General features: G+C 42.2%; 23 protein-coding genes, 1 tRNA gene and 6 pseudogenes. 27 read left to right on the top strand and 3 right to left on the bottom strand.

From position 1 onward, the window contains the following. The 13 genes and pseudogenes from AC075J_RS05735 to AC075J_RS05675 form a co-directional block, all read left to right on the top strand. A pseudogene (locus AC075J_RS05735) lies at positions 1 to 260 on the top strand (hypothetical protein); the annotation flags it as partial. Beyond that, entirely contained in the window at positions 239 to 1,846 is a 1,608-nt protein-coding gene (locus tag AC075J_RS05730) for a recombinase family protein (protein WP_118409276.1), read from the top strand. The pseudogene AC075J_RS05735 and the gene AC075J_RS05730, both read left to right, overlap by 22 nt. A gap of 31 nt (positions 1,847 to 1,877) precedes the next feature. Then, positions 1,878 to 2,685, top strand: a pseudogene (gene eno / locus AC075J_RS05725) (phosphopyruvate hydratase); the annotation flags it as partial. Between the two features lie 162 nt (positions 2,686 to 2,847). After that, positions 2,848 to 3,084: a preprotein translocase subunit SecG gene (gene secG / locus AC075J_RS05720; protein WP_008707669.1), complete on the top strand. Its 237-nt coding sequence runs from the start codon at positions 2,848 to 2,850 to the stop codon at positions 3,082 to 3,084. A gap of 104 nt (positions 3,085 to 3,188) precedes the next feature. Continuing rightward, on the top strand, positions 3,189 to 3,485 hold the full coding sequence (locus AC075J_RS05715) for a hypothetical protein (RefSeq protein WP_476390130.1): 297 nt from the start codon (positions 3,189 to 3,191) through the stop codon (positions 3,483 to 3,485). Positions 3,486 to 3,498: 13 nt separating this feature from the next. Beyond that, positions 3,499 to 5,473: pseudogene (gene rnr / locus AC075J_RS05710) on the top strand (ribonuclease R); the annotation flags it as partial. Between the two features lie 23 nt (positions 5,474 to 5,496). Beyond that, positions 5,497 to 5,967 carry an SsrA-binding protein SmpB gene (gene smpB, locus AC075J_RS05705; protein WP_020993664.1) on the top strand — a complete coding sequence of 157 codons (471 nt, stop codon included), beginning with the start codon at positions 5,497 to 5,499 and terminating at the stop codon, positions 5,965 to 5,967. A 153-nt stretch (positions 5,968 to 6,120) separates the two neighbouring features. Beyond that, positions 6,121 to 6,711 carry a cytidylate kinase-like family protein gene (locus AC075J_RS05700; RefSeq protein ID WP_022380724.1) on the top strand — a complete coding sequence of 197 codons (591 nt, stop codon included), beginning with the start codon at positions 6,121 to 6,123 and terminating at the stop codon, positions 6,709 to 6,711. Between the two features lie 378 nt (positions 6,712 to 7,089). Then, positions 7,090 to 8,190: a hypothetical protein gene (locus AC075J_RS05695; protein ID WP_055148928.1), complete on the top strand. Its 1,101-nt coding sequence runs from the start codon at positions 7,090 to 7,092 to the stop codon at positions 8,188 to 8,190. Positions 8,191 to 8,271: 81 nt separating this feature from the next. Continuing rightward, the gene (pyrH, locus tag AC075J_RS05690) at positions 8,272 to 8,967 is read left to right on the top strand and encodes a UMP kinase (protein WP_008707658.1); all 696 of its coding nucleotides are present in this window, start codon (positions 8,272 to 8,274) and stop codon (positions 8,965 to 8,967) included. Between the two features lie 69 nt (positions 8,968 to 9,036). After that, positions 9,037 to 9,588 carry a ribosome recycling factor gene (gene frr / locus AC075J_RS05685; protein WP_008707656.1) on the top strand — a complete coding sequence of 184 codons (552 nt, stop codon included), beginning with the start codon at positions 9,037 to 9,039 and terminating at the stop codon, positions 9,586 to 9,588. 114 nt (positions 9,589 to 9,702) lie between these two features. After that, the gene (locus AC075J_RS05680) at positions 9,703 to 10,431 is read left to right on the top strand and encodes an isoprenyl transferase (RefSeq protein WP_330610608.1); all 729 of its coding nucleotides are present in this window, start codon (positions 9,703 to 9,705) and stop codon (positions 10,429 to 10,431) included. 3 nt (positions 10,432 to 10,434) lie between these two features. Then, positions 10,435 to 11,229, top strand: coding sequence for a phosphatidate cytidylyltransferase (locus tag AC075J_RS05675; RefSeq protein WP_008707654.1), 795 nt, complete (start codon positions 10,435 to 10,437; stop codon positions 11,227 to 11,229). Here AC075J_RS05675 and AC075J_RS05670 read toward each other — a convergent pair. Further along, a pseudogene (locus AC075J_RS05670) lies at positions 11,192 to 11,359 on the bottom strand (DUF6783 domain-containing protein). The gene AC075J_RS05675 and the pseudogene AC075J_RS05670 sit on opposite strands and share 38 nt — an antisense overlap. On the opposite strand from AC075J_RS05670, the pseudogene AC075J_RS05665 reads away from it, so the two are divergent. From AC075J_RS05665 to AC075J_RS05630, 8 genes and pseudogenes are all read left to right on the top strand, one after another. Continuing rightward, positions 11,297 to 11,470, top strand: a pseudogene (locus AC075J_RS05665) (DUF6783 domain-containing protein); the annotation flags it as partial. The pseudogenes AC075J_RS05670 and AC075J_RS05665 sit on opposite strands and share 63 nt — an antisense overlap. A 33-nt stretch (positions 11,471 to 11,503) precedes the next feature. Beyond that, on the top strand, positions 11,504 to 12,646 hold the full coding sequence (dxr, locus tag AC075J_RS05660) for a 1-deoxy-D-xylulose-5-phosphate reductoisomerase (protein WP_008707653.1): 1,143 nt from the start codon (positions 11,504 to 11,506) through the stop codon (positions 12,644 to 12,646). Position 12,647: 1 nt separating this feature from the next. Further along, positions 12,648 to 13,943 (top strand): RIP metalloprotease RseP, encoded by a 1,296-nt coding sequence (gene rseP, locus AC075J_RS05655; protein ID WP_196002551.1) that lies wholly within the window; start codon positions 12,648 to 12,650, stop codon positions 13,941 to 13,943. Between the two features lie 278 nt (positions 13,944 to 14,221). Further along, positions 14,222 to 14,953 carry a DUF554 domain-containing protein gene (locus AC075J_RS05650; RefSeq protein ID WP_118616952.1) on the top strand — a complete coding sequence of 244 codons (732 nt, stop codon included), beginning with the start codon at positions 14,222 to 14,224 and terminating at the stop codon, positions 14,951 to 14,953. 249 nt (positions 14,954 to 15,202) lie between these two features. After that, a complete protein-coding gene (locus AC075J_RS05645; RefSeq protein WP_118330316.1) occupies positions 15,203 to 15,895 on the top strand; it encodes a hypothetical protein in 693 nt (230 codons plus the stop codon). A gap of 337 nt (positions 15,896 to 16,232) precedes the next feature. Then, positions 16,233 to 17,939 carry an AAA family ATPase gene (locus AC075J_RS05640; protein WP_022380716.1) on the top strand — a complete coding sequence of 569 codons (1,707 nt, stop codon included), beginning with the start codon at positions 16,233 to 16,235 and terminating at the stop codon, positions 17,937 to 17,939. Positions 17,940 to 18,242: 303 nt separating this feature from the next. Beyond that, positions 18,243 to 18,419 carry a flavoprotein gene (locus AC075J_RS05635; RefSeq protein WP_118521251.1) on the top strand — a complete coding sequence of 59 codons (177 nt, stop codon included), beginning with the start codon at positions 18,243 to 18,245 and terminating at the stop codon, positions 18,417 to 18,419. Positions 18,420 to 18,440: 21 nt separating this feature from the next. Continuing rightward, positions 18,441 to 18,581: pseudogene (locus AC075J_RS05630) on the top strand (SMI1/KNR4 family protein); the annotation flags it as partial. A 102-nt stretch (positions 18,582 to 18,683) separates the two neighbouring features. Here AC075J_RS05630 and AC075J_RS05625 read toward each other — a convergent pair. Both AC075J_RS05625 and AC075J_RS05620 read right to left on the bottom strand, forming a co-directional pair. Continuing rightward, positions 18,684 to 19,952 (bottom strand): peptidoglycan-binding protein, encoded by a 1,269-nt coding sequence (locus AC075J_RS05625; RefSeq protein WP_118521234.1) that lies wholly within the window; start codon positions 19,950 to 19,952, stop codon positions 18,684 to 18,686. 137 nt (positions 19,953 to 20,089) lie between these two features. After that, positions 20,090 to 20,174, bottom strand: a tRNA-Leu gene (locus tag AC075J_RS05620). 197 nt (positions 20,175 to 20,371) lie between these two features. Between AC075J_RS05620 and AC075J_RS05615 the strand changes: the two genes are divergently transcribed. From AC075J_RS05615 to AC075J_RS05590, 6 genes are all read left to right on the top strand, one after another. Next, positions 20,372 to 21,379 (top strand): deoxyguanosinetriphosphate triphosphohydrolase, encoded by a 1,008-nt coding sequence (locus tag AC075J_RS05615; protein WP_118521233.1) that lies wholly within the window; start codon positions 20,372 to 20,374, stop codon positions 21,377 to 21,379. A gap of 22 nt (positions 21,380 to 21,401) precedes the next feature. After that, a complete protein-coding gene (gene dnaG, locus AC075J_RS05610) occupies positions 21,402 to 23,198 on the top strand; it encodes a DNA primase (RefSeq protein ID WP_118330319.1) in 1,797 nt (598 codons plus the stop codon). 39 nt (positions 23,199 to 23,237) lie between these two features. After that, positions 23,238 to 24,365, top strand: a complete 1,128-nt coding sequence (gene rpoD / locus AC075J_RS05605) for an RNA polymerase sigma factor RpoD (protein WP_008707631.1) — start codon at positions 23,238 to 23,240, stop codon at positions 24,363 to 24,365. Positions 24,366 to 24,375: 10 nt separating this feature from the next. Next, positions 24,376 to 24,894, top strand: coding sequence for a class I SAM-dependent methyltransferase (locus AC075J_RS05600; protein WP_476390129.1), 519 nt, complete (start codon positions 24,376 to 24,378; stop codon positions 24,892 to 24,894). After that, positions 24,785 to 25,084 carry a tRNA (adenine(22)-N(1))-methyltransferase TrmK gene (locus AC075J_RS05595; RefSeq protein WP_476390131.1) on the top strand — a complete coding sequence of 100 codons (300 nt, stop codon included), beginning with the start codon at positions 24,785 to 24,787 and terminating at the stop codon, positions 25,082 to 25,084. Before AC075J_RS05600 ends, AC075J_RS05595 begins: the two co-directional genes overlap by 110 nt. After that, the coding region (locus AC075J_RS05590; RefSeq protein WP_476390127.1) for a Nif3-like dinuclear metal center hexameric protein at positions 25,071 to 25,723 on the top strand (653 nt) is incomplete at its 3' end. The genes AC075J_RS05595 and AC075J_RS05590, both read left to right, overlap by 14 nt.

Here is a 25,723-nt window from a genome sequence, read left to right as displayed (position 1 = left end):
TTACAAGACAGAAAGAAATTGAGAAGAGTAGAAAAATTACAGAAAAATTGTGTAAAAAGAACTTCTCGTGGCTTGCTGAATTCAGTAAAGGAAAGAATTTGGAATTCCTTACAAAAGATGTTGTCCGTTCTTATATAAAGAAAATCTCTTTATATGAAGACAAACGTATAGAGATCGAATTTAAATTTCAAGATGAAATACAGGCGTTATCAGAAATTTTAGAGGAGGGGGTGATCAGATGTCAGATGGTAAATGCATAGTAAAGTATTTAAGATTGTCGCTGGAAGATGAGGATATGCTGGATGAATCCAATAGTATTACCAATCAGAGAATTGTGATTGGGCAATACATAGCCAGTAAAAATGAGTTCAAAAATACGGAAGTGTTAGAATTCAAAGATGATGGCTATAGTGGAACGAATTTCGATCGCCCAGGATTCCAAAGTATGATGGAATTAGTAAGAGATGGAAAAGTCAGCACAATTATAGTGAAAGACCTTTCTCGATTCGGCAGGAATCATATAGAGGTTGACACATATCTGGAACAAATTTTTCCATTTATGAATGTGAGATTCATAGCGATCAATGATAATGTTGATAGTATGAAATATGAATCTGGTATGCCGGGAATAGATGTTGGTTTCAGAAATATTATTAACGAACATCATAGCATTGATACTTCCGTTAAAGTAAAAAGAACTTTGATACAGCGTCAGAAAGCTGGAAAATATATGGGAGCGAGAGCACCGTATGGATATTTGAAGCCTGATGAAGATGTGACCAGCCTCGTGATTAATCCGGAGACAGCGCCTGTTGTGAAGATGATATTTCAGAAATATCTTAATGGAATGAATATTACTCAGCTGGCACGTTACCTGAATGAGCAGAAAATTATGAGTCCAGGTCAATATAAAAGAGAAGTTCTGAAAACTGGTGTGAAGAAAACAACAGAAAAATATATCTGGTATCCAGTAACTGTAAGACTGATACTGATGACAGAAACGTATACGGGAACTACGATTGGCGGCAAGTGGAAAGTTGCTTCGGTAGGAAGTAATAAGCATTTGAAAACAAAAGAAGAAGACTGGATTGTGGTTGAGGGTACGCATGAAGCGATTGTTTCTAAAGAGGTGTTTGATGCTGTACAGGAAAAGTTGGAATTAAATTCCAGAAAGAGGAGCAAAACCCACAATAATAATTATCCGCTGAAAGGATTGATAAAATGTGGGGGATGCGGTCAGAATCTACAGCATGTAACCAGATGCAATCCGCACTTTAAGTGCCCAAGGAAATTTAATGCGGCAAATCAAGATTGTGTAACAGACAATTTATATGATGACGAGTTCAATGAGATGATTTTCAGGGCAATAAAGCTGTTTGCAAAGATCAGTGATGATGCTGAACCGGTACTCGAATTACAGAAAGCAGAATTAAAATCAAAAGTGAATGGAGCTGCAAAAAAGATTCGGGATGCCAAAGACAGTATTAGCAGATACAAGCACCAGAAGACTGAACTATATATGCGATATGCAATGGAAGAAATCTCAGAAGAAGAGTTCACCAGAAAAAATGACAAGCTGGATAAACAAATTGAGAAAGAAACCTTAGCGATAGCGCAAATGGAGACAGAACAGAGTGAAGCGGCTGAACGTTTATTTGAACTTCCGCCCGATGGCAGACAGTGCCTGACGGACCTGATCGAAGGAAATAAGCAATTAACCAGAGAGATAGCAGTAACTTTTATTCGTGGTATCAAGGTATATAATGATAAGCGAATAGAAATTGAATGGAATTTTGCTGATGAGCTGGTGGAGTATGTAGAGCAGGTGCAGAAAATCTGCAGTTGAAGTGATGATGGACAAATTACAAAAATTTTGTGTCATTAGCTTGACACAAGGGGGACGTCACGCTGACAATACGGTGGATTTACAGGAATTCATGATCATGCCGACGGGAGCGGAAAATATGGAGCAGGCGATCCGAATGTGTGCGGAAGTATACCAGTTTCTCAGAATTATCCTGAAACAAAAAGGTCTGTCAACAGCAGTCGGGGATGAGGGAGGTTTCGCACCGGATCTTCCGATTCAGAAAGCGTCCTGGAAGTGATTCTGGAAGCAGTAAAAAAGGCAGGGTATGAACCCGGAAAGGATATCAGCATTGCAATTGATGCTGCGGCAAGTGAACTGTACGATGAAGAAAGAGGCGTTTATGTTTTCCCCGGAGAAGGAAAAATGAAAGGGGAAGAAGTTCTCAGGGATTCCGGCGAGATGATAGAATATTATGAAAGACTTGCAGAGAAGTTCCCGATTGTTTCCATTGAAGATGGACTTGAGGAAGATGACTGGGAAGGCTGGAAACAGATGACAGGAGAAAAAGACTGGGAGACAAAATACAGCTCGTAGGTGATGATCTGTTTGTCACGAATATCAAACGTCTTGCATGTGGTATCAAACTGGGAGCGGCAAATGCCATTCTGATAAAATTAAACCAGATAGGAACACTTTCAGAAGCATTGGATGCAGTGGAAATGGCACAGAAAGCGGGATACAGGGCAGTAATTTCTCACAGATCAGGAGAATCGGAAGATTCATTTATCGCAGATCTGGCAGTTGCCACAGGTGCCGGCCAGATTAAGACAGGTGCACCCTGCCGTTCGGACCGAAATGCCAAATATAATCAGCTTCTTCTGTATCCATGAGGCATTGGGAGAACTGGCAGTGTATGAAAATCCTTTTAGAAAGAAAATGAAAAAAATTGTTAAGAAACCTGACAAAAACTCTGAATTGTGGTTGAAATCCCCATCCGGCTATGTTACAATGAAACTCAGTTGATTAGGAGGTGTAACGAAGTGCAGATTATTAAGATCATTCTGAGTGTCATTTTCATAATAGATTGCATCGCTCTTACAGTAGTAGTTCTTATGCAGGAAGGTAAGCAGCAGGGACTTGGTGCTATCGCCGGAGCAGCAGAAACATACTGGGGTAAGAACAAAGGTCGTTCCATGGAGGGCGGACTTGTTAAGGCAACCACTATTATGGGAATTTTATTTTTTGTAATTTCTGTAGCATTAAATATGCTTGGTTAATCAGAAAAGAAATTTGAAACACTCTTGTTATGTGCAAGAGTGTTTTTTGTGTCATAAAGAGCTGAATCAGATAAAAGTCCTCTGCGGAGGCTGTGAGGAGTAATATGAGTAAAAAAGATATGGACAGAAGAAAAAAGTTTATCCTGGAACTGATGGGAGATCCTATTTATCAGCCAATGAGACTCCGCGAGATTTCTTCTCTTCTGAGACTTTCAAAAGAAGAGAAAAGAGAGCTGTATGATGTTCTGGACGAACTTTGCGAGGAAGGAAAGGTATCTGTAGACCGCAAGGGCAGATATGAAAAGGTCAAAGGAAAATGGAAAAAGAAAAAAGATGACCGTTATTACGATGACCGAAGAGAAGAATCACGGATCAGAGTATGGCAGAAAGAAGAAAGATAAAAATAAAAAAGATAAAAATAAAAAAGAGCAGCCGGAGGGAATCCAGGCTGAGGGAACCTTCATCGGACATCCCAAAGGTTTCGGCTTCGTAGAAATTGAAGGGCAGGATGAGGATATCTTTATTCCTGAAAGTGATACAGGAACAGCTATGCATCAGGATAAAGTAAGGATCATCATCAGAAATGACAAAAAAGAGGGAAAACGCCAGGAAGGCGTAGTTGTGAAGGTTCTGGAGCGTGGTATGCCTGAAATTGTAGGAACTTATCAGTTAAATCGGGATTTCGGTTTTGTGATCAGTGATAATCCGAAATTTTCCAAAGATATCTTCATTCCGAGAAAAGAAGCGGCAGGAATAAAAAATGGTGATAAAGTAATCGTGGTGATTACAGATTATGGCTCCGGAAATAAGAATCCTGAAGGAAAAATTAAGGAGAATCTGGGAAATATCCGAACACCGGGTACAGATATCCTGGCAATCGTCAAGAGCTTCGGAATCCCAAGTGAATTTCCTGAGAAAGTAATGAAGCAGGCTCAGCGTGTTCCGGATCATGTGCTGGATGCAGACAGAGATGGAAGACTGGATCTGAGACATCTGCAGACAGTCACTATTGATGGCGAAGATGCCAAAGACCTGGATGATGCGATTTCCCTGACAAAAGAGGGGGACATTTACCATCTGGGAGTCCATATCGCAGATGTAAGCAACTATGTACAGTACAACAGTGCTCTGGACAGGGAAGCACTGAAACGTGGAACCAGTGTTTATCTGGCAGACCGCGTTGTGCCAATGTTGCCGGAACGTCTTTCCAATGGAATCTGTTCTCTGAATCAGGGAGAGGACAGACTGGCGTTGAGCTGCCTGATGGACATTAACGAAAAGGGTAAGGTAGTTTCCCATCAGATCGCGGAAACAGTGATTAACGTAAATGAGAGAATGTGCTATACTGATGTAAAGAATATTCTTGAGGACACAGACGAAGAAGCAAAGAAACGGTATGAGGCACTTATCCCGATGTTCTTTATGATGAAAGAACTGTCCGGAATCTTACGAAACAGCCGTCATCACAGGGGTTCCATTGACTTTGATTTTCCGGAGAGCAAGATTATTCTTAATGCAGCAGGAAAAGCAATCGATGTTAAGCCATATGAAGCAAATGTGGCAACCAAAATCATTGAAGATTTCATGCTGATGGCAAATGAGACTGTGGCACAGGAATACTGCACAGAAGAGATTCCGTTTGTATACAGAACCCATGATAATCCGGATCCGGAGAAAGTGGAGAGTCTTCTGACATTACTTCACAATCAGGGTGTGAAGATTCAGAAAGCAAAAGAAGAGATCACTCCAAAAGAAATTCAGCAAATCATCGAAAGTATCGAAGGGCTTCCGAATGAAGCAATGATCAGCCGTCTGGTGCTGCGTTCCATGAAACAGGCGAAATATACAACAGAATGCAGCGGTCACTTTGGACTGGCAGCAAAATATTACTGCCATTTTACATCTCCGATCAGAAGATACCCTGATCTGCAGATCCACAGGATCATTAAGGATAACTTACGAGGCAGACTGATGCGTGAAGGCAGAACCGAACACTATGCTGAAATCCTTGATGAAGTTGCGAGACAGTCCAGTGTATGTGAACGCCGTGCAGATGAGGCAGAACGTGAATCAGACAAGCTGAAGAAAGCAGAATATATGTCCTACCATCTGGGAGAGGAATTCGAGGGAATTATCTCAGGCGTTACCGGATGGGGGCTTTACGTAGAACTCCCGAAATACAGTAGAAGGTCTGGTACATGTCAACACTCTGCGGGATGACTACTATATCTTCGACCAGGAAACCTACGAACTCCGCGGAGAGATGACAAAGAAAGTCTACAAATTGGGAGATAAAGTCTGTGTCCGTGTGGCAGATGCAGATAAAATGCTCAAAACAGTAGATTTTGAGCTGGTTGCTGATATCTGGAATGATGAAGAAGAGAATTAAATAAAAATGGCTTGGAGGATATTATGGCAAAGAAAAAAGGAATGAAGCTGATTGCCAATAATAAAAAGGCATTTCATGATTATTTTATAGAAGATACTTATGAAGCCGGTATTGCCCTTGCAGGAACAGAAGTAAAATCCCTGCGTATGGGCAAATGCAGCATCAAGGAATCCTTTATCCGTGTAGAGAACGGAGAGGTTTACATCTACGGAATGCATATCAGCCCTTATGAAAAAGGCAATATTTTCAACAAAGACCCGTTGAGAATCCGTAAGCTTCTGCTTCACAGATATGAGATCAATAAGATTGAAGCAAAGCTCAAAGAAAAAGGGTTAACTTTAGTACCTCTGAAAGTTTATTTCAAAGACAGTCTGGTAAAAGTGGAAATTGGAATGGCTCGAGGCAAGAAACTTTATGACAAGAGACAGGATATCGCAAAGAAAGACCAGAGAAGAGAAGCAGAGCGTGAATTTAAGGTTAAGAATCTATATTGATAATATTACTAAATCCTTTGGCTCAAAATTGTGAAATGTTATGAAAAAATTAATGGATATTGCAAAAATATTCGAAAATTCTTATAATCTATCATATAGATAAAAAAATAACAATTCATTTTCAGGCAGATGAGCTGAAAGGAGTGGTGCCCTATGAAAACAATCACGATCAGCAGACAGTATGGAAGCGGTGGAAGATATATTGCAGCTTTGCTTTCAGAAAAAATGGGAGTTCCCTGTTACGACAGTAAATTTTTGCCGAAGGAAGCAGAGAGGCATGGAATCAGTCAGGAAATCATCAATGAATTTAAAGGCAAGACCAGTCTTCTTTATGCAATCGGAGTAATGATGTCAGAAGAATCGCAGGATAAAAAACGCCTGACGATTCCGGAGAAGATGTTTCATGCGCAGAAAGAGACAGTGAAGCGCCTGGCACAGGAAGGTCCATGTATTTTTGTGGGAAGATGTGCAGACCAGATTCTGAAGGATGATAATCAGCTGCTTCGCGTGTATATTTATGCATCTGATATGGAAGACCGTATTAAACGGATTAAGAAAAATAAGCATATTTCTCAGGAGGAAGCACTTGACAGGATTGCATATAAAGACCGTCAGAGAAGAGATTATTATAACTTTTATACAGGACATGAATGGGGAAAAATGGAAAATTATGATATCTGCCTGAATACTTCGGTTTTATCAGAGGAAGAATGCGTGGAACTTCTGATGAAGCTGGCAGGATAGAAATATATTAAATATGACCACAAAGAGATGAGAAAGGACTGCCAGAGCAACATGGTAGTCCTTTCGTTACTGTTCACTGGTAATATTCCGCGAGGTGTTTTTTGCGAGTGAAAGTCACAGTAACATCCTTTCTGGTGAGTATCCGCTGATTACAGTGAGCGTTTCCTTTTGTGCAATAATATGAAGTAGGAAAAATGTGATTTTTTCATAAGAATGCGTCCGCAGGCAGAAACTTTAAAAACCTGAAAGTCTTAAAATTGTATGAAATCGGCAGAGGCTTAGTTGACAAGTTTTCGATACTCTGCAATAATAGGGAATTGAAAAAATGACATTGTTAAAAAGAAAAAAGATATTCCATATAGCAGGAGGGAATATATTATGAAGAAACGTTATTTAATACTGGCAGGTCTGTTAGTAATGACAGTGGCAGCTGCCGGATGTGGTAAGAAAAAGACAACAGAGACAGCACCTGTAGAGGTAACAGCTACCCCGACTCCTGAAGTAACCAAGGCAGTCGATATGGTGGATATGCAGCAGACAGCAGATGAAGACATAAAGAATGTAATGGGGGAGAAAACTTCCACAGCATCTAAGATTGTGTTTGTAAATAATACAGGGGATGACATCCAGTCACTCTATATCCGGACTCATGTGGATGAAGACAGTGAGGATTATGATGCAGACGAGGATGGAGGATGGGGAGATGATCTCATCAATGGAATGTTTACCCTGACAGATAAGGACAAGGCACTGTATTATATGCAGACTGCAAATACACAGACTGCAAATACACAGACTGCAAATACACAGACATCAGATACACAGACAACAGATACACAGACAACATCCAACAAGAGTACAGCTTCCTATGATATCCGTATTGCATATGCTGATGAGGACAAGAATGAATGCTTTTTCCGCGATATTCCGCTTGGAACAATTTCGCAGATTACGTTATGTATGGATGGCACAGATGATGATGCGATCCCATATGCAAAATATCTGACAGGTACATCAACAAAAGAAGTATCCACGCTTGATGCGGTAAAGGAACGTCTTGGAATTACAGATGACAGTGAGTCTGAATCAGATTCCACAGACGACAGTGATAAGAATTCTGCAGATGATTCAGATTCCACAGATAGTAACAACAGTTCTGATCAGAATAATAACAGTGGCAATGGAACCGGGGATAGTTCAGATGATCCGGGCAATGGAGGAAACTCAGACGATCCGGGTACTAATGATGATCCGGGCAGTAACGATGATCCGGGAAATGGCGGCGATATGATTTCCACAGCAGAACAGTATATCGGTCAGTCTCTGGATGCACTGGAAGGCGCATGCGGTTCTCCACAGGGCAGCAGCTATGAGGATGATCCTGAGACAGGTAAAACAGGATTCCATTATTACAGCAATTTCACAGTTTCTACAACAGTTGATGAAAATGGTAATGAAATTGTTGCCGGAATATGGTAGAATAGAACTACGAATGTAACAGAGGAGGTATTCCGATTCCTCTGTTACCTGCGATAAAATTAATTTCAGGAGACAGTTACTATGAAACGTGTATTATTAAAATTAAGCGGTGAAGCCCTTGCCGGTGAAAAGAAGACCGGATTTGACGAGGCGACTGTTATTGAAGTTGCAAAGCAGATCAGGACAATTGCTGAGGAAGGACTGGAAATCGGCATCGTGATCGGCGGAGGTAATTTCTGGAGAGGACGCACCAGTGAGACTATCGACAGGAATAAGGCTGATCAGATTGGTATGCTTGCAACAGTTATGAACTGTATTTATGTATCTGATATCTGCAGATACCTTGGATTAAAGACAGAAATCTTTACACCATTTGTATGCGGTGCATTTACAAGCCTTTACTCTAAGGATGCAGTGGAAGCAAGCTTTGCACAGGGCAAGATCGTATTCTTTGCAGGCGGTACAGGACATCCTTACTTCTCCACAGATACAGCCACTGTACTTCGCGCAGTAGAGATCGAAGCAGAAGCAATCCTTCTTGCAAAAGCTGTTGACGGAATTTATGACAGTGATCCGAAGACAAACCCGAATGCAGTAAAATATGATGAAATTTCCATTGAAGAAGTAGTTGCAAAGAAACTGGCAGCTATGGATCTGACAGCATCGATCATGTGTATGGAACAGAAGATGCCGATGCTGGTATTTGCACTGGATGAAAAAGACAGCATCATCAATGCAGTACATGGCAAATTTGTCGGAACTAAGGTTACTGTATAAGTAAGGCTTATAAGTCAGTTTACAGAGAAAGTGTAATATAAAAACTATAAAAAGAGGGAGACGAACCTAATGGATGAGAGAATTCAGAAATATGAAGAGAAGATGAAAAAGACACTGGCAAGCCTTGAGAGCGAACTGGTTACAATTCGTGCAGGACGTGCGAACCCGCATATCCTTGACAAACTCGCCGTAGATTATTACGGAGCTCCGACACCTCTTCAGCAGGTGGCAAATATCACTGTCCCGGAAGCTCGTATGATCCAGATCCAGCCATGGGAAAGCAGCCTGATCAAAGGAATTGAGAAAGCAATCCTTACCTCTGACCTTGGATTAAATCCAAGCAACGATGGTAAAGTAATTCGCCTTGTATTCCCGGAACTTACAGAGGAACGCCGTAAGGAACTGGTTAAAGATGTCAAGAAAAAAGGCGAAGCAGCCAAAGTAGCAGTCCGCAACATTCGTCGTGATGCAAATGATGCATTTAAGAAACTTGCAAAACAGGATGTATCTGAGGATGAGATCAAAGAACTTGAGGAGAAAATCCAGAAGAGCACAGATAAATATATCAAAGAAGTTGATGCGGCAGTGGATGCAAAGAGCAAAGAAATCATGACCGTATAAGGGAAACGAAAAGGAGAGCTCCATGAATGCGGGCTCTCTTTTTATCTGAATGAGATAATGGACCGGAAACTGTGGTTCATTATGATGAGACAGTAAGGTTAAAGGAATAACAGGATAAGAAAAGGAAACAAGAGTATGAATGTACCAAATCATATTGCCATTATTCTGGATGGTAATGGACGCTGGGCGAAGGCAAAGGGAATGCCCAGAAGCTACGGACATGTGCAGGGCTGTGCAAATCTGGAAACAGTCTGTGACTATATGAAGGAGCTGGGAGTCAAATATGTGACTGTATATGCTTTTTCCACAGAGAACTGGAAACGTTCCAAAGATGAGGTGGACGGTCTGATGAAACTGTTCCGAAGTTATCTGAAAAAATGTATTAAACTGGCAGATAAGAACAAAATGCGTGTCCGGGTGATCGGAGAGGTTTCGGCATTTGATCAGGATATTCAGGAAAGTATTGCACGTTTGGAACAATATTCTCAGAAATATGATGAAATCTATTTCCAAATCGCATTGAACTACGGCAGCAGAGATGAGATCATAAGAGGTATCCGCAAACTTGCTCAGGATGCTGCAGATGGAAAAGTAAAGCCGGAAGAAATTGATGAGCATGTTTTTGACAATTACCTGGATACGGCAGGAATCCCTGATCCGGATCTGATGATCCGCACAAGCGGTGAATTGAGACTTTCCAATTTTCTGTTATGGCAGATGGCTTATACAGAATTTTATTTCACAGATGTGGCATGGCCGGATTTTAATAAAGCAGAGCTGATTAAGGCTATTGAGAAATATAATCAGAGAGACAGAAGATACGGCGGAGTTAAGGAGGAGTAAAGAATGTTTAAGACAAGACTCTTAAGCGGAATCCTGCTTGTGATTATTGCGCTTGCCACTATTATCAGCGGTGATTATGTGCTGTTTTTCACACTTCTTGCGGTTTCTCTCATTGGAATGAGAGAATTGTACAGAGCAATGAAGGTGCAGGATGAGAAGATAAATCTGCTGGCAGCAGCAGGCTATTTAGGCGCAGTATTATATTATCTGGCAGTACTGCTTGATTTTGAGAGGTATGGAGTGCTGGCAATCATTTTCGGACTTGTGCTGCTCATGTTTGTATACGTGTTCACTTATCCAACCTATGAGGCAGGGCAGGTAATGCCTGCACTGTTTGGTATTGTGTATGTGGCAGTTATGTTGTCGTTTATTTATCTTACCAGAGAGCTTCCCGGTGGAAAGTTCCACGTATGGCTGATCTTTCTGTGCTCATGGGGATGTGATACTTGCGCATATTGTGTGGGAATGCTGATCGGTAAACATAAAATGGCACCTGTCCTCAGCCCTAAGAAATCTGTGGAGGGAGCTGTGGGTGGTGTGGCAGGAGCTGCACTTCTTGGTGTGATCTATGCAGCAGCCACTCAGGGACCGATGCTGGAATATGCTGTGATCTGTGCAATCGGAGCGTTGATTTCCATGGTAGGCGATCTGGCTGCATCTGCGATCAAGAGAAATCAGGGGATTAAAGATTATGGAAAATTAATTCCGGGACATGGAGGAATCCTTGACAGATTTGACAGTGTGATTTTCACAGCACCGGTTATTTATTTCCTCTCTCTTGTGATGATTGAGATCTAGAGCGTGTCTGAAAAATCATTCCCGCAACCTGCACGCCCCACTTTGCGGGATATTTCACCCGAATTCAGTTGCCGTAGCCCGCTACGGCGCCCTCATCCGGGCAAAATATCCCACAAATTGTGACGCACATCTTGCAGAAAGCCTTTTTCAGACGCGCTCTAACGGAGCATATATTCTTCTGATATACATGTTTACAGTATTTTCTGATATGAGAACTGTCAGGTCAGAAGTAATTTTATAAAATTGTTGTATAAGTATTGAAATGAGGTACAATATGAAAAAAGTAGCAGTCTTAGGTTCTACAGGTTCGATCGGAACACAGACACTGGATGTGGTACGTGCAAATGATGACCTGGAAGTAGTTGGGCTTGCAGCAGGCAGCAATGTAGAAATGCTGGAGAAGCAGATACGTGAATTTCATCCCAGACTTGTTGCAGTCTGGAAAGAAGAGGCAGCCAGAGATCTGGCAGTACGTGTGCAGGATCTGGATGTAAAAATCGTAAGCCAGATGGGTGGTCTTATCGAACTTGCCAGAATGGAGGAATCAGACATTCTGGTGACCGCTATCGTAGGAATGATAGGAATCAGACCAACTATGGAAGCAATCCTTGCAGGTAAGGATATTGCTCTGGCAAATAAGGAAACACTGGTAACAGCCGGACATCTGATCATGCCGCTGGCAAAGCAGTTCGGTGTGCAGATCCTGCCTGTAGACAGCGAGCACAGTGCTATTTTCCAGGCACTTCATGGAGAGAAAAGAGAGCAGATACATAAACTGCTCATCACTGCATCCGGCGGTCCTTTCCGCGGAAAGAAAACAGCAGATCTGGAGAAGGTGACTCTGGAGGATACGCTGAAGCATCCGAACTGGGTAATGGGACAGAAGATTACAGTGGATTCTGCAACTCTGGTAAATAAAGGTCTGGAAGTTATGGAAGCCAGATGGCTTTTTGATGTAGATCTGGATCATATTCAGGTTGTGGTTCAGCCGCAGAGTATTATCCACTCTATGGTGGAATTCGAGGACGGTGCAGTGATGGCACAGCTTGGAACACCGGATATGAGACTTCCGATACAGTATGCATTATGCTACCCGGACAGAAGATTTTTAAAAGGCGACAGACTGGATTTTCATATGTTGAAGCAGATCACCTTTGAGGAGCCGGACAGGAAAACTTTTAAAGGTCTTCCAATGGCGGTGGAAGCGGCAAGGGCAGGCGGCAGTATGCCAACCGTTTTTAATGCTGCAAATGAGCTGGCAGTCCGCAAATTCCTTCAGAAAAAAATCAGCTTTCTGGATATTTACGAGATTATCGGGCAGTCTATGAGCAGACATACAGCAGTAAAGGATCCGGACCTGGATCAGATTCTGGAGATTGAGAAAGAAACTTATCGTTGGATTGAAAGCAGGTGGTAGATTGAAAATTATTATTGCAATTGTCATATTCAGTGCAATCATTCTCTTTCATGAGCTGGGACATTTTCTTTTTGCAAAGCTGAATAAGATCGTGGTCACAGAATTCTCTCTGGGAATGGGACCAAGACTTTTCAGTTTTGAGAAAGGAGATACCAGATATTCACTGAAACTTCTTCCTATCGGTGGCTCCTGTGCCATGCTGGGGGAGGATACGGACATAGAGAATGAACCGGGAACTTTTAACAGTGCGTCTGTGTGGGGCAGGATTTCCGTAGTTGCCGCAGGACCGGTATTTAACTTTATCATGGCATTTGTATTGTCTGTGATCATTGTAGGTGCTGTAGGATATGAACCATCCAGAGTTCTTTCCGTAAAGGAAGGTTCTGCGGCTGAGGCTGCAGGACTGAAAGAGGGAGATATTATTACCGGTTATCAGGGATATCACATTGATCTGGGAAAAGATCTCTATGTATATTCCTATCTGAACCAGCTGAAAGAGGGAGATACCATTAACCTGACTGTTAAGCGTGACGGAAAGAAGATGGATATTTCCTATAAGTCGGATACAAATGTGAGATACCTTCTGGGCTGCAATTTCAACGGGGATGATACTTCTGCCATGACAGTAGAATCTGTAATGGATGGAATGCCGTTGCAGGAAGCAGGGATTCGGCAGGGAGATGTGATCACATCCATTAATGGAGTGAAGATTACAAATGCAGCAGATTACCAGAAATATATTCAGGAGAATCCGCTGACAGAAAAGTCTGTAAGGCTTACCTATTCCAGGGACGGACAGGAATATGATATTACGGTTACACCAAAAGAATACCGTACGGCAGAATCAGGATTTACCTACAATATGTATTCTGAAAAAGCAAAAGGGCTGAATGTAGTCAAATATGGTGCCGTAGAAGTAAAATATATGGTACGTACAACGATTCTCAGCCTGAAAGAGCTGGTCAGCGGAAAGCTTGGAATGAAAGATCTGAGTGGTCCGGTCGGAGTTGTGGATGCAATCGGAACTACGTATGAGGAAAGCAAAAGCGAAGGAACCATGATCCTGTGGATGAATATGCTTAATATGGCAGTTCTGCTCTCTGCAAACCTTGGAGTTATGAACCTCCTTCCGTTTCCGGCACTGGACGGTGGACGGCTGGTATTCCTTGTCATAGAGGCAATCCGCAGAAAACCGATTAACAGACAGGTGGAGGGCGGCATCCATTTCGCAGGGCTGATGCTGTTGATGGCGCTGATGGTATTTGTCATGTACAATGATATTGTCAAACTGATCTGAGATAAATGATAGACAGAATATTTTTATAGATAGTTAGCTCGGGCAGAGCGTGAAAAAAGTGAATAATGTAAAAATATTTGCAAAAAAGACAGATTTTTAAAAAAGAGAAATCTGTCTTTTTTGTAGAATTGTTATAGTTGACGGATGTCGGATTCTTTTATAATAAAGGTAAAGAATTTTTGACATTGCGAAAAATTATAGTTTGTTATATACTGATTTTCTGGCAGTATTGAGAATGTGACATCTGTCTGAGTTTGTCTGGAGGAGAGAAAAAAGTTATGCCTATTGGAATAATTATCAATGCATTATCCATAGTTATCGGCGGAATCCTGGGGGCTCTTGTGGGGCACAAATTAAGTCCGAAATTCAAAGAGGATATTACTCTTGTATTCGGGGTATGCTCTATGGGAATGGGAATCAGCACCATCGGTCTGATGGAAAATATGCCGGCGGTTATTTTTTCTGTTGTGATCGGTACAGGAATCGGACTTGCGATTCATCTTGGAGAAAGGATCAATGCCGGTGCCGGTGTTATGCAGCGTGTGATCGGCAAATTTATCAAGAATTCAAATTCAGAGCTTTCTGAGGATGAGTTTATGAATACACTGGTGACGATCATCGTATTATTCTGTGCAAGCGGAACAGGAATCTATGGCTCTATCGTATCCGGAATGAGCGGGGATCATTCAGTGCTGATCTCCAAATCTATTCTGGATTTATTTACAGCAGCTATTTTTGCCTGCAGCCTGGGAATGGTAGTGTGTATGATCGCCATTCCGCAGGTGATTATTTTCCTGATCCTGTTCTTTGCAGCAACGGCGATTTTTCCGCTGACTACGCCGGGCATGATCAATGACTTTAAAGCCTGCGGAGGTTTCCTGATGCTTGCAACCGGTTTTCGTATGGTAAAACTGAAGAACTTTCCGACTGCGGACATGATACCGGCGATGGTGCTGATCATGCCTATGTCATGGTTCTGGGTGAATTATATATTGCCGTTAGTATCATAAGTTAAGCTGGCAGATTTTCATTTCTGAGTTCAGAAACGGAGATCTGCTTTTTTTTAGGTCAATTACAATCAAAATTATAGATGAATGTAATGGCGCTTATAAAAAACTAACCAATAGTTAATAGAAAATTTCTTCCTGATATTGTATTGTAAATATATAATAAATCTGAAAAAATATCAGGTGTATCAAAAGTATTTCCTGATATTTGCCTGAAACTATAATGGCACATCAAGAGAGGAGGAGATTTTTATGAGTATGAAAAATCGATTTGCAGGAAAATGTAGAAGCTATCTGGCATTTTTTCTTCTGGCGGCATTTGCGGCACTTTTATTTTTCCCAAGGGTAGCATCGGCTGCTGCCAAGCCAACTGCCAAACAGCTTAAAGTAACCTACAGAGGATTCGAATATGACAATGATACAGCAAAGTTATATCTGAAGCTGAGTCTGAAAAATACTTCGAGTTACACGATTACAAAAGTGAAGATGGGATATGAGATACCTATTATGGAGGATGGAACCATAACCCAGACCTTCAGTGTAACGATTAATCCCGGAAAGACAGTGAATAAGACGGTTTATATTGGAAAAATGACTCAGCAGCCATATAAAGCGCCGAAGGTAAAATGCTTATCGTTCTGGTATAAGTCAGCGACACCTAAGCTAAACCAGCTCAAAGTCAGCTACAAGGGATATGAGTACAATCCGAACACAGGAGAGCTGTATATAACTGCCCGTATGCAGAACACTTCCAGTTATACGATTACAAAGGTAACGATGTATTTTGAGATACCACTGGATGAAACTGCAACACCGACCAAAACCTACAATGTAAATATTCCGGCCGGAAAGACAAAAAATTACAGGTTCAAAATTGGAATGATGACAGATGCTCCAGATGGAAAGGTACTGGTGAAATGTAAGAAATTCTGGTATAAGAAATAACAAATGAAATTGTGATATCAGACAGGCAGCCATTGTGAGATACTCTAAACAGTACCGCAATGGCTGCTGTTTTGTTATGCTTAGGAAATTACGTCGGAATTGTTATAATTAGGTATATTTTAGCATAAATAATTCCTGTCTGAAATAAAAATTGCTGTTATTATTTCTGGCTTAGTCGGGCTCGAAGTGGCAGTAACTCCTGCTTTACGTTACAAATGTTTCATGTTATCATTATCTAAAATCAGGGAAGCTGTTTTTCGGGGAATTTTTTAACCGAATGCGGATTGCGAATATCCGTTTGACTTGCAAAATCTGGTAATGAAGGAGGATGAAAAATATGCGGAACAGAAAGAAACTGCCAATTGGAATAGATAGTTTTGAAAAAATAATCCGGCATAATTTTTACTATGTGGATAAAACAGAAATGATAACAGAACTTCTTCATAACTGGGGAGAAGTGAATCTGTTTACACGTCCTCGCCGTTTTGGAAAATCTCTGAATATGAATATGCTGCAGTCATTTCTGGAAATCGGATGTGATAAATCGCTGTTTAATGGACTGAAGGTATCCCGTGAAAAAGAACTGTGTGAAGAATATATGGGAAAGTTTCCGGTAATTTCGCTTACATTGAAGAATGTGGAGGGATTAAATTTTGAGTCAGCCCGGAAATCGCTGAAGAATACTCTGGGAATGGAGGCGTGGAGACTTAGTGCTCTGGCAGAGAGCAGCCGCCTTACAGAGGAAGAAAAAAACTCTTATAAAGCATTGACTGTCGTTGATGATCATGGCGATTTCAAAATGTCTGATGCCACAATGGAGAAGGCGCTACTTATATTAACTGTATTACTGGAGAAACATTATGGAAAAAAAGCGGTTCTTTTGATTGATGAGTATGATGTGCCATTAGATAAAGCGTTCCAGTATGGATATTATGACGAGATGGTATCTTTGATCAGAAACATGTTTGGAAATGTTTTGAAGACAAATTCGAGCCTGTTTTTTGCAGTACTTACGGGATGCCTGAGAATTGCGAAGGAAAGCATTTTTACAGGATTAAACAATTTTAATGTTTTTTCGATTACGAGTGTACAGTTTGATGAGTTCTTTGGATTTACAGATGATGAGGTTGCAGAAATGCTGAAATATTTTGGGCTTTCTGACTACCATGAAACAATCAGGGAATGGTATGATGGTTATCAGTTTGGAAAGAAAGCAGTGTATTGTCCCTGGGACGTGATCAGTTATTGCAGAAATTTATGTGCAGATCCTGATGCGATACCAGAAGATTTCTGGTCTAATACCAGCAGCAACAGCATTGTGAGTCGTTTTATAGATAAAGCGAATAAACAGACGAGAGATGAAATCGAAAACCTGATTTCGGGAGAAACGGTTATAAAAGAAATAAAACAGGAACTGACATATAATGAACTGGATAAATCCATTGAGAATCTTTGGAGTATACTTTTTACAACAGGGTATTTAACACAACGTGAAAGAATAGACAGCAGAAAGTTACGTCTGGCAATTCCTAACAGAGAAATTAAAGAATTGTTTGAACTTCAGATCAGGGAATGGTTTCAGGAAAAGTCATCTGAGGATGTAAAGAAGCTTGATAAATTATGCATGGCTTTTCCAGATGGAGATGCAGAAACGATAGAAGATTTGTTTAACGACTATTTATGGAATACAATCAGTATTCGGGATACGGCAGTTAAGGGAAGAAAAGAAAATTTTTATCATGGAGTTTTGCTGGGGCTGCTAAGTCATATGGAGAACTGGGCTGTCTGGTCGAATATAGAATCTGGTGAAGGTTATTGTGATATTTTACTGGAAGTTCCGGAGAATCGTGTCGGAGTGGTGATCGAGATGAAATATGCTCAGGAAGACAGAATGGAGGCAGCTTGTACAGAAGCTCTGAAACAGATTGAACAACGTCAGTATGCTGCAAGGTTAAAGAGTGACGGGATGAAGAATATTGTAAATTATGGCATTGCCTGTTATCGGAAACATTGTAAAGTTAAGATTGGGAAAGAAAATTCTTAATCTAAGAAGATATCTTAATAAGAAAACAGCTCTGCTGTTCTGAAATTACAGCTCCTCTCAGTGATTATTATTTGTGATACTGAGGGGAGCTTTTTATATCATAGAAGATTATTCTGCAATGTTTCTGTGATGTAACAGCCTTTTGGACAGGATTCTTTCTTACGTATTCCTTGTTGGAATAACCCATGTGAAAAGAAGAATTGCGAAGGAAATAGGAAACGAACGGGTATAATTTGTGCAAATTGTTGGAAAATTTTTTAAACATATTTTAATATGAACGGAAGAGTCAGGAAAGGAAGAAAGATGAGAAAGAGACTTATCATCGGTATGAGTGGGGCTTCCGGAGCGCCCCTTACAATAGAATTGCTGAAACAACTGCAGCAGTATAAAGAAATAATAGAGACACATCTGATTGTGACAAAAGGTGCGGAAATGACGCTGGAACAGCTATATGCTCTTGCGGACGAGGTACATGATTGAAACAATCTCAAACCACCAGCAGAGCTGGTGGTACTGACTTCGGGAGATAATTATTATTGTGTAAATAATGAGAATGGAAAAGTATATTATTGGAGTTCAAGCGAAGATAGCTATTATTATATTGCTGAATCGATAGATGAATTTGCTTCTTTTTTTAGGTGATATCTGTTGTAAGGGTAATAAAACGGCTGCCAATCCGGTAAATATGTGAGATAACATATCAGTAGGTGAGGCAGCCATTTTACGTATATTTTTGCTACAACCCTAACGCAGCTCAGCAATCCTGCTGACTGCCACGTAGATCTCCTGAATTTTGTACCAGGTTGGATAATCTACGATTCCTGTCTGGTCCAGACCGAAAATGCTCTGGAAAATCCTGACGGAATTTTGGGTCTCAGGTCCGTAAATTCCATCTGCGGTAACAACAGGGACAGCAGGATAAGCTTCTGCGATTGTGTTTAACTGTTCCTGAATCTGTCTTACCTTATTTCCGGATGCACCGATATCCAGATCATATCCTGGCCAGGAGGCGGGGATGCCGGAGATTGCTTCCGCCACATTGATATACATATCATTTCCGTAAAAAGTCCGTAGGATTTCAATGGCAGAGTATCCCTGATCGCCCAGTGCCTTGCTTCCCCATTGTGTCATCCAGCCTCTGTTTCGGCATTGTACCTGTTTGCCGTCACAGTACTGGGTAAGGATTGGCTGACGTACATTTGGTCTGGAAAGATAATTCTCAAACAGTTCATCTACAATGCGGTCAATGCTGGCAAAGATATTCCTGCCATAGATCCATTTGTGATCATAGGCAGTGGAGGAAGTGATCGTAAAGTTATAACCTTTGTTCCGGTACCATTCCGTATAAACCCTGTTCAGAGTAAAAGACATGATAGCCAGAACATTTGCCCGGATGGTATCGTCGGGCCAGGTGGCATAGATTTCGCTGCTGGCTACATTTTTGATGTAATCTTTGTAGCGTACATAATAATTGCCTGCAGCGGAATCGTTGACAGGCCCGTCGTGTACCACTATATATTCAGGGACAACGACCTTGCTTAATACGATTTCGCCGTTTTCGTTTATTGGTTTTATCTCGGCTTCTTCGATTTTGGGAGGATATTCATAGAACAACGTATGCGGAGGAATTACAATTCTCTGGAAAGTTTCGCCGGATTCCATGACATTCAGCGTTGTTGGCTGTCTGGATAAAGTATCTGCTAATACCTGGCTTCCTGCGATTTCTTTGGGTTCAAAGCCTTCTGCTTCGATCTGAATGGTATATTCTGAGTAGGGCTGTTGTTCAACCGGTTCCATACTGTATTCCAGAGGTGGAGTCTTAAGTTCAATGACAGGAGTGCGTCCAGAGGAATCTGTTGCCACTTCTTCAATGGTACTGTCGGGTGCTCCTGTGTAGGAGATTCTGACGCGTGCGTTTTCTATGGGACGATTGTTCAGCCGGTCTGATACGGTAACCTGATATTGTCCTGTATCTATATTTTCCTGCTGCATCTGCATATGATAAAAAGCCATACAAGCTCCTGTAGATAATGCTTTCCTGATAAATTATGCAGGGGACCGGAAAATGTTTACCTGAGAAAAGAATTATTGTAGAAAAAAGAATAAAAAAATAAGGCACCATGACTTCTCATAGTTCCTCATTCTTTAAATGCGGAAGATGGGACTTGAACCCACACGAGCGCAATGCTCACAGAATCCTTAGTCTTGCTCGTCTGCCAGTTCCGACACTTCCGCATATCGCATTTCTCTGGGATTCTTTTGCTCTCCCTTGCGACAAGTGATACTATATCAAATGTAAAAGCTAATGTCAACACCTTTTTGAAAAAAATATAAAAAAATTTCAATTTTTTTTTGAAAAAAAGAGGAATTTGAAATTTTATGTAGAATATAATTAATAAGAGGTATTTTGTCAGCTTGTGGAGGTATCGCTTATGAATATCAGAGAAAGCATGGAACAGCGTGAACAAAAGATGCTCAGTCCTTATGCTGCTTTGAGTCTTTGTTCCAGAGGCAGAGAGCGGCAGGAGGAAGAATGCGATGTACGGACTGTCTATCAGAGAGACAGGGACAGGATCCTTCATAGTAAAGCTTTTCGCAGGATGAAGGATAAGACACAGGTTTTTGTGGCACCCCAGGGTGATCATTACAGGACCAGACTGACACATACTCTTGAGGTATCACAGATTGCCAGAACAATAGCGAAGGCACTGAGACTGAATGAAGATCTTGTAGAAGCGATCGCACTTGGGCATGACCTGGGGCATACACCTTTTGGACATGCAGGCGAGAGGGCTCTTGATGCAGTGAATCCGGATGGCTTTGCCCACTATAAACAGAGCGTCAGGGTTGCACAGGTACTGGAGAAGAACGGCGAAGGGTTGAATCTCACATGGGAGGTCCGGGATGGTATCCTGAATCACAGAACCAGTGGGAATCCGTCTACTCTCGAAGGACAGGTAGTAAGACTTTCGGACAAGATCGCCTATATTCATCATGATATGGATGATGCACAGCGGGCGGGGATTATTTCTGAGGATGATATTCCGGTCACGCTTCGGATGCTGCTCGGTTATACAACCAGAGAGCGGCTCAATACATTTGTTCATGATGTGATAGAGAACAGTCTTGAGCAGGATACCATAAAGATGTCAGCAGAGATCTACGAGGCAATGATGGATCTGCGGGCTCTCATGTTTCAGAATGTATATGAGAATCCGGCAGCCCATAAGGAAGAGGAAAAGGTAGTGAAGATGCTGACGGAGTTATATGAATATTATGTCGAACACCCGGAAGCAATGTCAACAGAATACAGGGAGCTGATCGTGCGTGGAGAGAAGAAGGAACAGGCAGTATGTGACTATCTCTCAGGAATGACAGACCAGTATTCTATAAGGAAATTCCGGGAGATTTACATACCAAAAGCATGGGAAGTCTATTAATCATCAAGAAGGAGGACGAAGCATGCGTTATTCAGACGATATCATTGAAGAAGTCAGGATGAAGAATGATATTGTAGATGTTGTATCCCAGTATGTGAAGCTGAACAAAAGAGGAAGTACCTATTTTGGACTTTGTCCGTTTCATAATGAGAAAACTCCCTCTTTTTCGGTAACACCGGCGAAGCAGATGTATTACTGCTTCGGATGCGGAGCAGGCGGGAATGTATTTAATTTTGTGATGGAATATGAGAATTATACCTTTGGGGAGGCACTGAAGCATCTGGCAGACAGGGCAGGGGTGCAGCTTCCGAAGATTGAATATTCCGGAGAAGCAAAGAAGAAAGCAGAACGTCGGGCTGCCCTTCTGGAGATCAATAAGCTTGCAGCAGGATATTTCTATTATCAGTTGCGTCGTGAGAGTGGCAGACAGGCACATGAATATCTGACAGGCAGAGGACTCAGTGAGGAGACGATCAGGAAGTTTGGCCTGGGATATTCGGATAAGTACAGTGACGATCTGTACAAATATCTGAAGTCAAAGAATTACAGTGACGAACTGCTGCGGGATTCCGGCCTGTTCAATGTGGATGAACGCAGGGGAATGTATGATAAGTTCTGGAACAGGGTTATTTTCCCGATCATGGATGTGAATAACCGCGTGATCGGATTTGGAGGCAGAGTGATGGGTGACGGAAAGCCGAAGTACCTGAACTCGCCGGAGACTACGATCTTTGATAAAAGCCGGAATCTGTACGGGCTGAATGTTGCAAGAACCACGAGAAAAAATTATCTGATCCTGTGTGAAGGATATATGGATGTGATATCCATGCATCAGGCAGGGTTTACCAATGCGGTTGCATCGCTGGGAACGGCACTTACTTCCGGACATGCAAGTCTGCTGAAGCGTTATACTCAGGAGGTATTACTTCTGTATGACAGTGATGATGCAGGCGTGAGGGCTGCCCTTCGTGCCATTCCTATTCTGAGGGAAGCCGGTGTTTCTTCGAGAGTGGTAAATCTTAAGCCGCATAAAGATCCGGATGAATTTATCAAGGCACTTGGAGCGGAAGAGTTTGAGAAACGTCTGGAGCAGGCTATGGACAGCTTTATGTTCCGCATACATATGGCAGAGCGGGAATTTCCAATGGAGGAACCCCAGGGACAGAACCGTTTCTTTGAGCGGTGTGCACAGATGCTTCTGGAACTTTCCGATGAACTGGAGAGAAATCTTTACATAGAAGCAATCGTAAAGGATTACAGAAACAGTGGGATCAGTGTGGAGAATCTGAAAAAGAGAGTCGGAGCTCTTGCAATGAAGGGAACTCCGGCAGAGCAGAGGATTCAGCCTAAACCTGTGGGAGCAGGTCAGCAAAAGAAGAAGGAGAGTGCAGCAGAGAAAGCACAGAAGCTGATGCTTACCTGGCTGGTAACTTATCCGGGCATATTTGACACAGTGGAAAAATATATCCAGCCTTCAGATTTCGTAGTTCCTCTGTACAGGCAGGTGGCAGAGATGCTTTACCAGCAGCACAGGGATGGCGATGTGAATCCTGCAAGGCTGATGAATGCTTTCATTGACAGTGAAGAGCAGAGAGAGGTTTCATCCCTTTTTAATGCAACAATCCATCTGGAGACTCCGGAGGAACAGAACCGGGCTTTTTCGGATGCTGTGATCAGGATTAAGGATGAGAGTCTGAAAGAGAGAAACAGAACCTGGGATCCCACAGATATACAGGGACTGCAGGAACTTGTAAAAGCAAAGAAAGAACTGGAAGAGCTTGGAAGAAAGCGGCAGCAGCTGCATATTTCTTTTGAATAAGGATAAAATATAAACACTATATGGAGGTATAGAGCACATATGGAAATGAATATGGGTAAATTCAGTGAAAAACTGGTAGAACTTCTGGAGCTTGCCAAAAAGAAAAAGAATGTACTGGAATACCAGGAAATCAATGACTTCTTTAAGGACCAGCCACTGGGAGTTGAACAGATGGAGAAAGTATTTGACTTTCTGGAAGCCAGTGGAGTGGATGTGCTTAGGATTACAGACAGTAATGCAGATGATATGATCCTGGATGATGACGATGCAGACATTGATAAGCTGGATGAAGAAGAGATTGAGCTTGACAAGATCGATCTTTCTGTTCCTGAAGGTGTAAGCATCGAGGATCCGGTACGTATGTATCTGAAGGAAATTGGTAAGGTTCCGCTTCTTTCAGCAGAAGAGGAAATCGAACTTGCAAAGAGAATGGAGAATGGGGATGAGGCTGCCAAGAAACGTCTGGCAGAAGCAAACCTTCGTCTTGTTGTCAGCATTGCAAAGAGATATGTGGGACGTGGAATGCTTTTCCTTGACCTGATCCAGGAAGGTAACTTAGGTCTGATCAAAGCGGTTGAGAAATTTGATTACCGCAAGGGTTATAAATTCAGTACCTATGCTACATGGTGGATCCGTCAGGCGATCACCAGAGCAATCGCAGACCAGGCACGTACCATCCGTATTCCGGTGCATATGGTTGAGACTATTAACAAACTGATCCGCGTTTCCCGTCAGTTACTGCAGGAGCTTGGACGTGAACCTACGCCGGAAGAAATTGCAAAAGAGATGGATATGTCTGTAGAGCGTGTACGTGAGATCCTTAAGATCTCCCAGGAGCCTGTATCTCTGGAGACACCTATCGGTGAGGAAGAGGACAGCCACCTTGGAGACTTTATCCAGGATGACAATGTACCTGTACCTGCAGATGCAGCAGCATTTACTTTGCTGAAAGAGCAGCTAGTAGAGGTTCTGAGCACATTGACAGACAGAGAGCAGAAAGTATTGCGCCTGCGTTTTGGCCTGGACGATGGACGTGCCAGAACTCTGGAGGAAGTTGGTAAGGAATTTAATGTAACAAGAGAACGTATCCGTCAGATTGAGGCAAAGGCGCTCCGCAAGCTTCGTCATCCGAGCCGCAGCCGTAAACTGAAGGATTATCTGGACTAAGGAGCCTGTTATGCAGCTTTCATTACGTTTGTCTGCAATAGCAGGCCTGGTGACCAGGGGAAACAGACTTGTGGATGTGGGATGCGATCATGGATACCTGCCGGTTTCGCTTTATCTGGATGGAAAGATTCCGGGTGCGATTGCCATGGATGTAAGAAAAGGCCCGTTGTCCAGAGCACAGGAACATATTTCTCAGTATGGACTGGACGCATACATAGAAACCCGGCTTTCAGACGGACTTGAGGCTTTGAAACCGGGAGAGGGCGACACTCTTGTGATCGCAGGAATGGGCGGCCCTCTCATGGAGAGGATTCTTACTGACGGGGCAGAGGTCAGGGAGAGCTTTCGGGAAATGATCCCTGCAGCCTCAGTCAGATATCCCCCATTTTCGCAGATTTGTCAGAAAAATCGGCTGGCAGATCACAGAGGAGGAGATGGTTCTGGAGGATGGCAAGTTTTATCCTATGATGAAGGTAATTCATGGAGAAAAGATGCATATTTCAGAAGATACTCCTTATACTTTAGATGAGTGGTTTGGAGGAATGCTTCTGGAAAGAAAGCATCCTGTTCTGCGGGAGTATCTGGAAAGAGAGCTTCGCATCCGCAATGAGATTCTTGACAGATTAAAGAATGCGCCCAATGCAGAGAAGCGTGCGGGCGAGATAGAGGAGGAAAAGCAGGCAGTTATTGCTGCTTTAGAGGAATATGAAGGCATATGAACTGACCTCCTGGCTGGAGAAGAAGTACCCGTCAGATGCAGCAGAGGACTGGGATAACGTAGGACTTCTCGCAGGAGATGATACAAATGAGATCAGCCATGTGTTTCTGGCTCTGGATCTGACAGAGGAAACACTGGCTGAGGCCATAGAGGATGGGGCAGATATGATCATTACCCATCATCCCATGATTTTTTCCGGAATTAAGAAGATCAATAATCACAGTTTTACAGGAAGAAAGATCCTTACGCTGATACAGAAAGGAATTGTTTATTATGCGATGCATACCAATTATGATGTGCTGGGTATGGCAGATCTGAGTGCAGACTATACGAAGATGCATGATACTACAGTCCTTTCCATAACTGAAGAGAGAGATGGGGAAGTACAGGGCTTTGGCAGAGTTGGGAAACTTCCACGGGAAATGACACTGAGAGAGTATGCACAGCTTGTTAAAGAGTCTCTGAAGTTAAATGATGTAAAGGTTTATGGGAATCTGGACAGCATGGTAAAATGTGCTGCTGTATGTACAGGATCAGGCAAGAGCATGATCAAGGATGTCATTAAGGCCGGTGCGGATGTGTATGTGACCGGTGATATCGACCACCATACAGGAATTGATACGGTTGCGCAGGGATTGGC

It is taken from the genome of Blautia sp. ZXY-1-C6 (genome assembly GCF_056339875.1).
Note: the sequence above shows the minus strand (reverse complement) of the source record. Positions and strands in the feature narration are given on the sequence as shown.

Excerpts from the sequence above, each read along its gene's own strand:
- dxr (WP_008707653.1), top strand. The coding sequence starts at position 11,504 with ATGAAAAAAGTAGCAGTCTTAGGTTCTACAGGTTCGATCGGAACACAG.
- AC075J_RS05730 (WP_118409276.1), top strand. The coding sequence starts at position 239 with ATGTCAGATGGTAAATGCATAGTAAAGTATTTAAGATTGTCGCTGGAA.
- AC075J_RS05615 (WP_118521233.1), top strand. The coding sequence starts at position 20,372 with ATGAATATCAGAGAAAGCATGGAACAGCGTGAACAAAAGATGCTCAGT.
- AC075J_RS05600 (WP_476390129.1), top strand. The coding sequence starts at position 24,376 with ATGCAGCTTTCATTACGTTTGTCTGCAATAGCAGGCCTGGTGACCAGG.
- AC075J_RS05625 (WP_118521234.1), bottom strand. The coding sequence starts at position 19,952 with ATGGCTTTTTATCATATGCAGATGCAGCAGGAAAATATAGATACAGGA.
- pyrH (WP_008707658.1), top strand. The coding sequence starts at position 8,272 with ATGAAACGTGTATTATTAAAATTAAGCGGTGAAGCCCTTGCCGGTGAA.
- AC075J_RS05700 (WP_022380724.1), top strand. The coding sequence starts at position 6,121 with ATGAAAACAATCACGATCAGCAGACAGTATGGAAGCGGTGGAAGATAT.
- AC075J_RS05715 (WP_476390130.1), top strand. The coding sequence starts at position 3,189 with ATGAGTAAAAAAGATATGGACAGAAGAAAAAAGTTTATCCTGGAACTG.
- AC075J_RS05695 (WP_055148928.1), top strand. The coding sequence starts at position 7,090 with ATGAAGAAACGTTATTTAATACTGGCAGGTCTGTTAGTAATGACAGTG.
- rpoD (WP_008707631.1), top strand. The coding sequence starts at position 23,238 with ATGGAAATGAATATGGGTAAATTCAGTGAAAAACTGGTAGAACTTCTG.
- smpB (WP_020993664.1), top strand. The coding sequence starts at position 5,497 with ATGGCAAAGAAAAAAGGAATGAAGCTGATTGCCAATAATAAAAAGGCA.
- AC075J_RS05645 (WP_118330316.1), top strand. The coding sequence starts at position 15,203 with ATGAGTATGAAAAATCGATTTGCAGGAAAATGTAGAAGCTATCTGGCA.
- dnaG (WP_118330319.1), top strand. The coding sequence starts at position 21,402 with ATGCGTTATTCAGACGATATCATTGAAGAAGTCAGGATGAAGAATGAT.
- AC075J_RS05675 (WP_008707654.1), top strand. The coding sequence starts at position 10,435 with ATGTTTAAGACAAGACTCTTAAGCGGAATCCTGCTTGTGATTATTGCG.
- frr (WP_008707656.1), top strand. The coding sequence starts at position 9,037 with ATGGATGAGAGAATTCAGAAATATGAAGAGAAGATGAAAAAGACACTG.
- AC075J_RS05635 (WP_118521251.1), top strand. The coding sequence starts at position 18,243 with ATGAGAAAGAGACTTATCATCGGTATGAGTGGGGCTTCCGGAGCGCCC.
- AC075J_RS05640 (WP_022380716.1), top strand. The coding sequence starts at position 16,233 with ATGCGGAACAGAAAGAAACTGCCAATTGGAATAGATAGTTTTGAAAAA.
- AC075J_RS05650 (WP_118616952.1), top strand. The coding sequence starts at position 14,222 with ATGCCTATTGGAATAATTATCAATGCATTATCCATAGTTATCGGCGGA.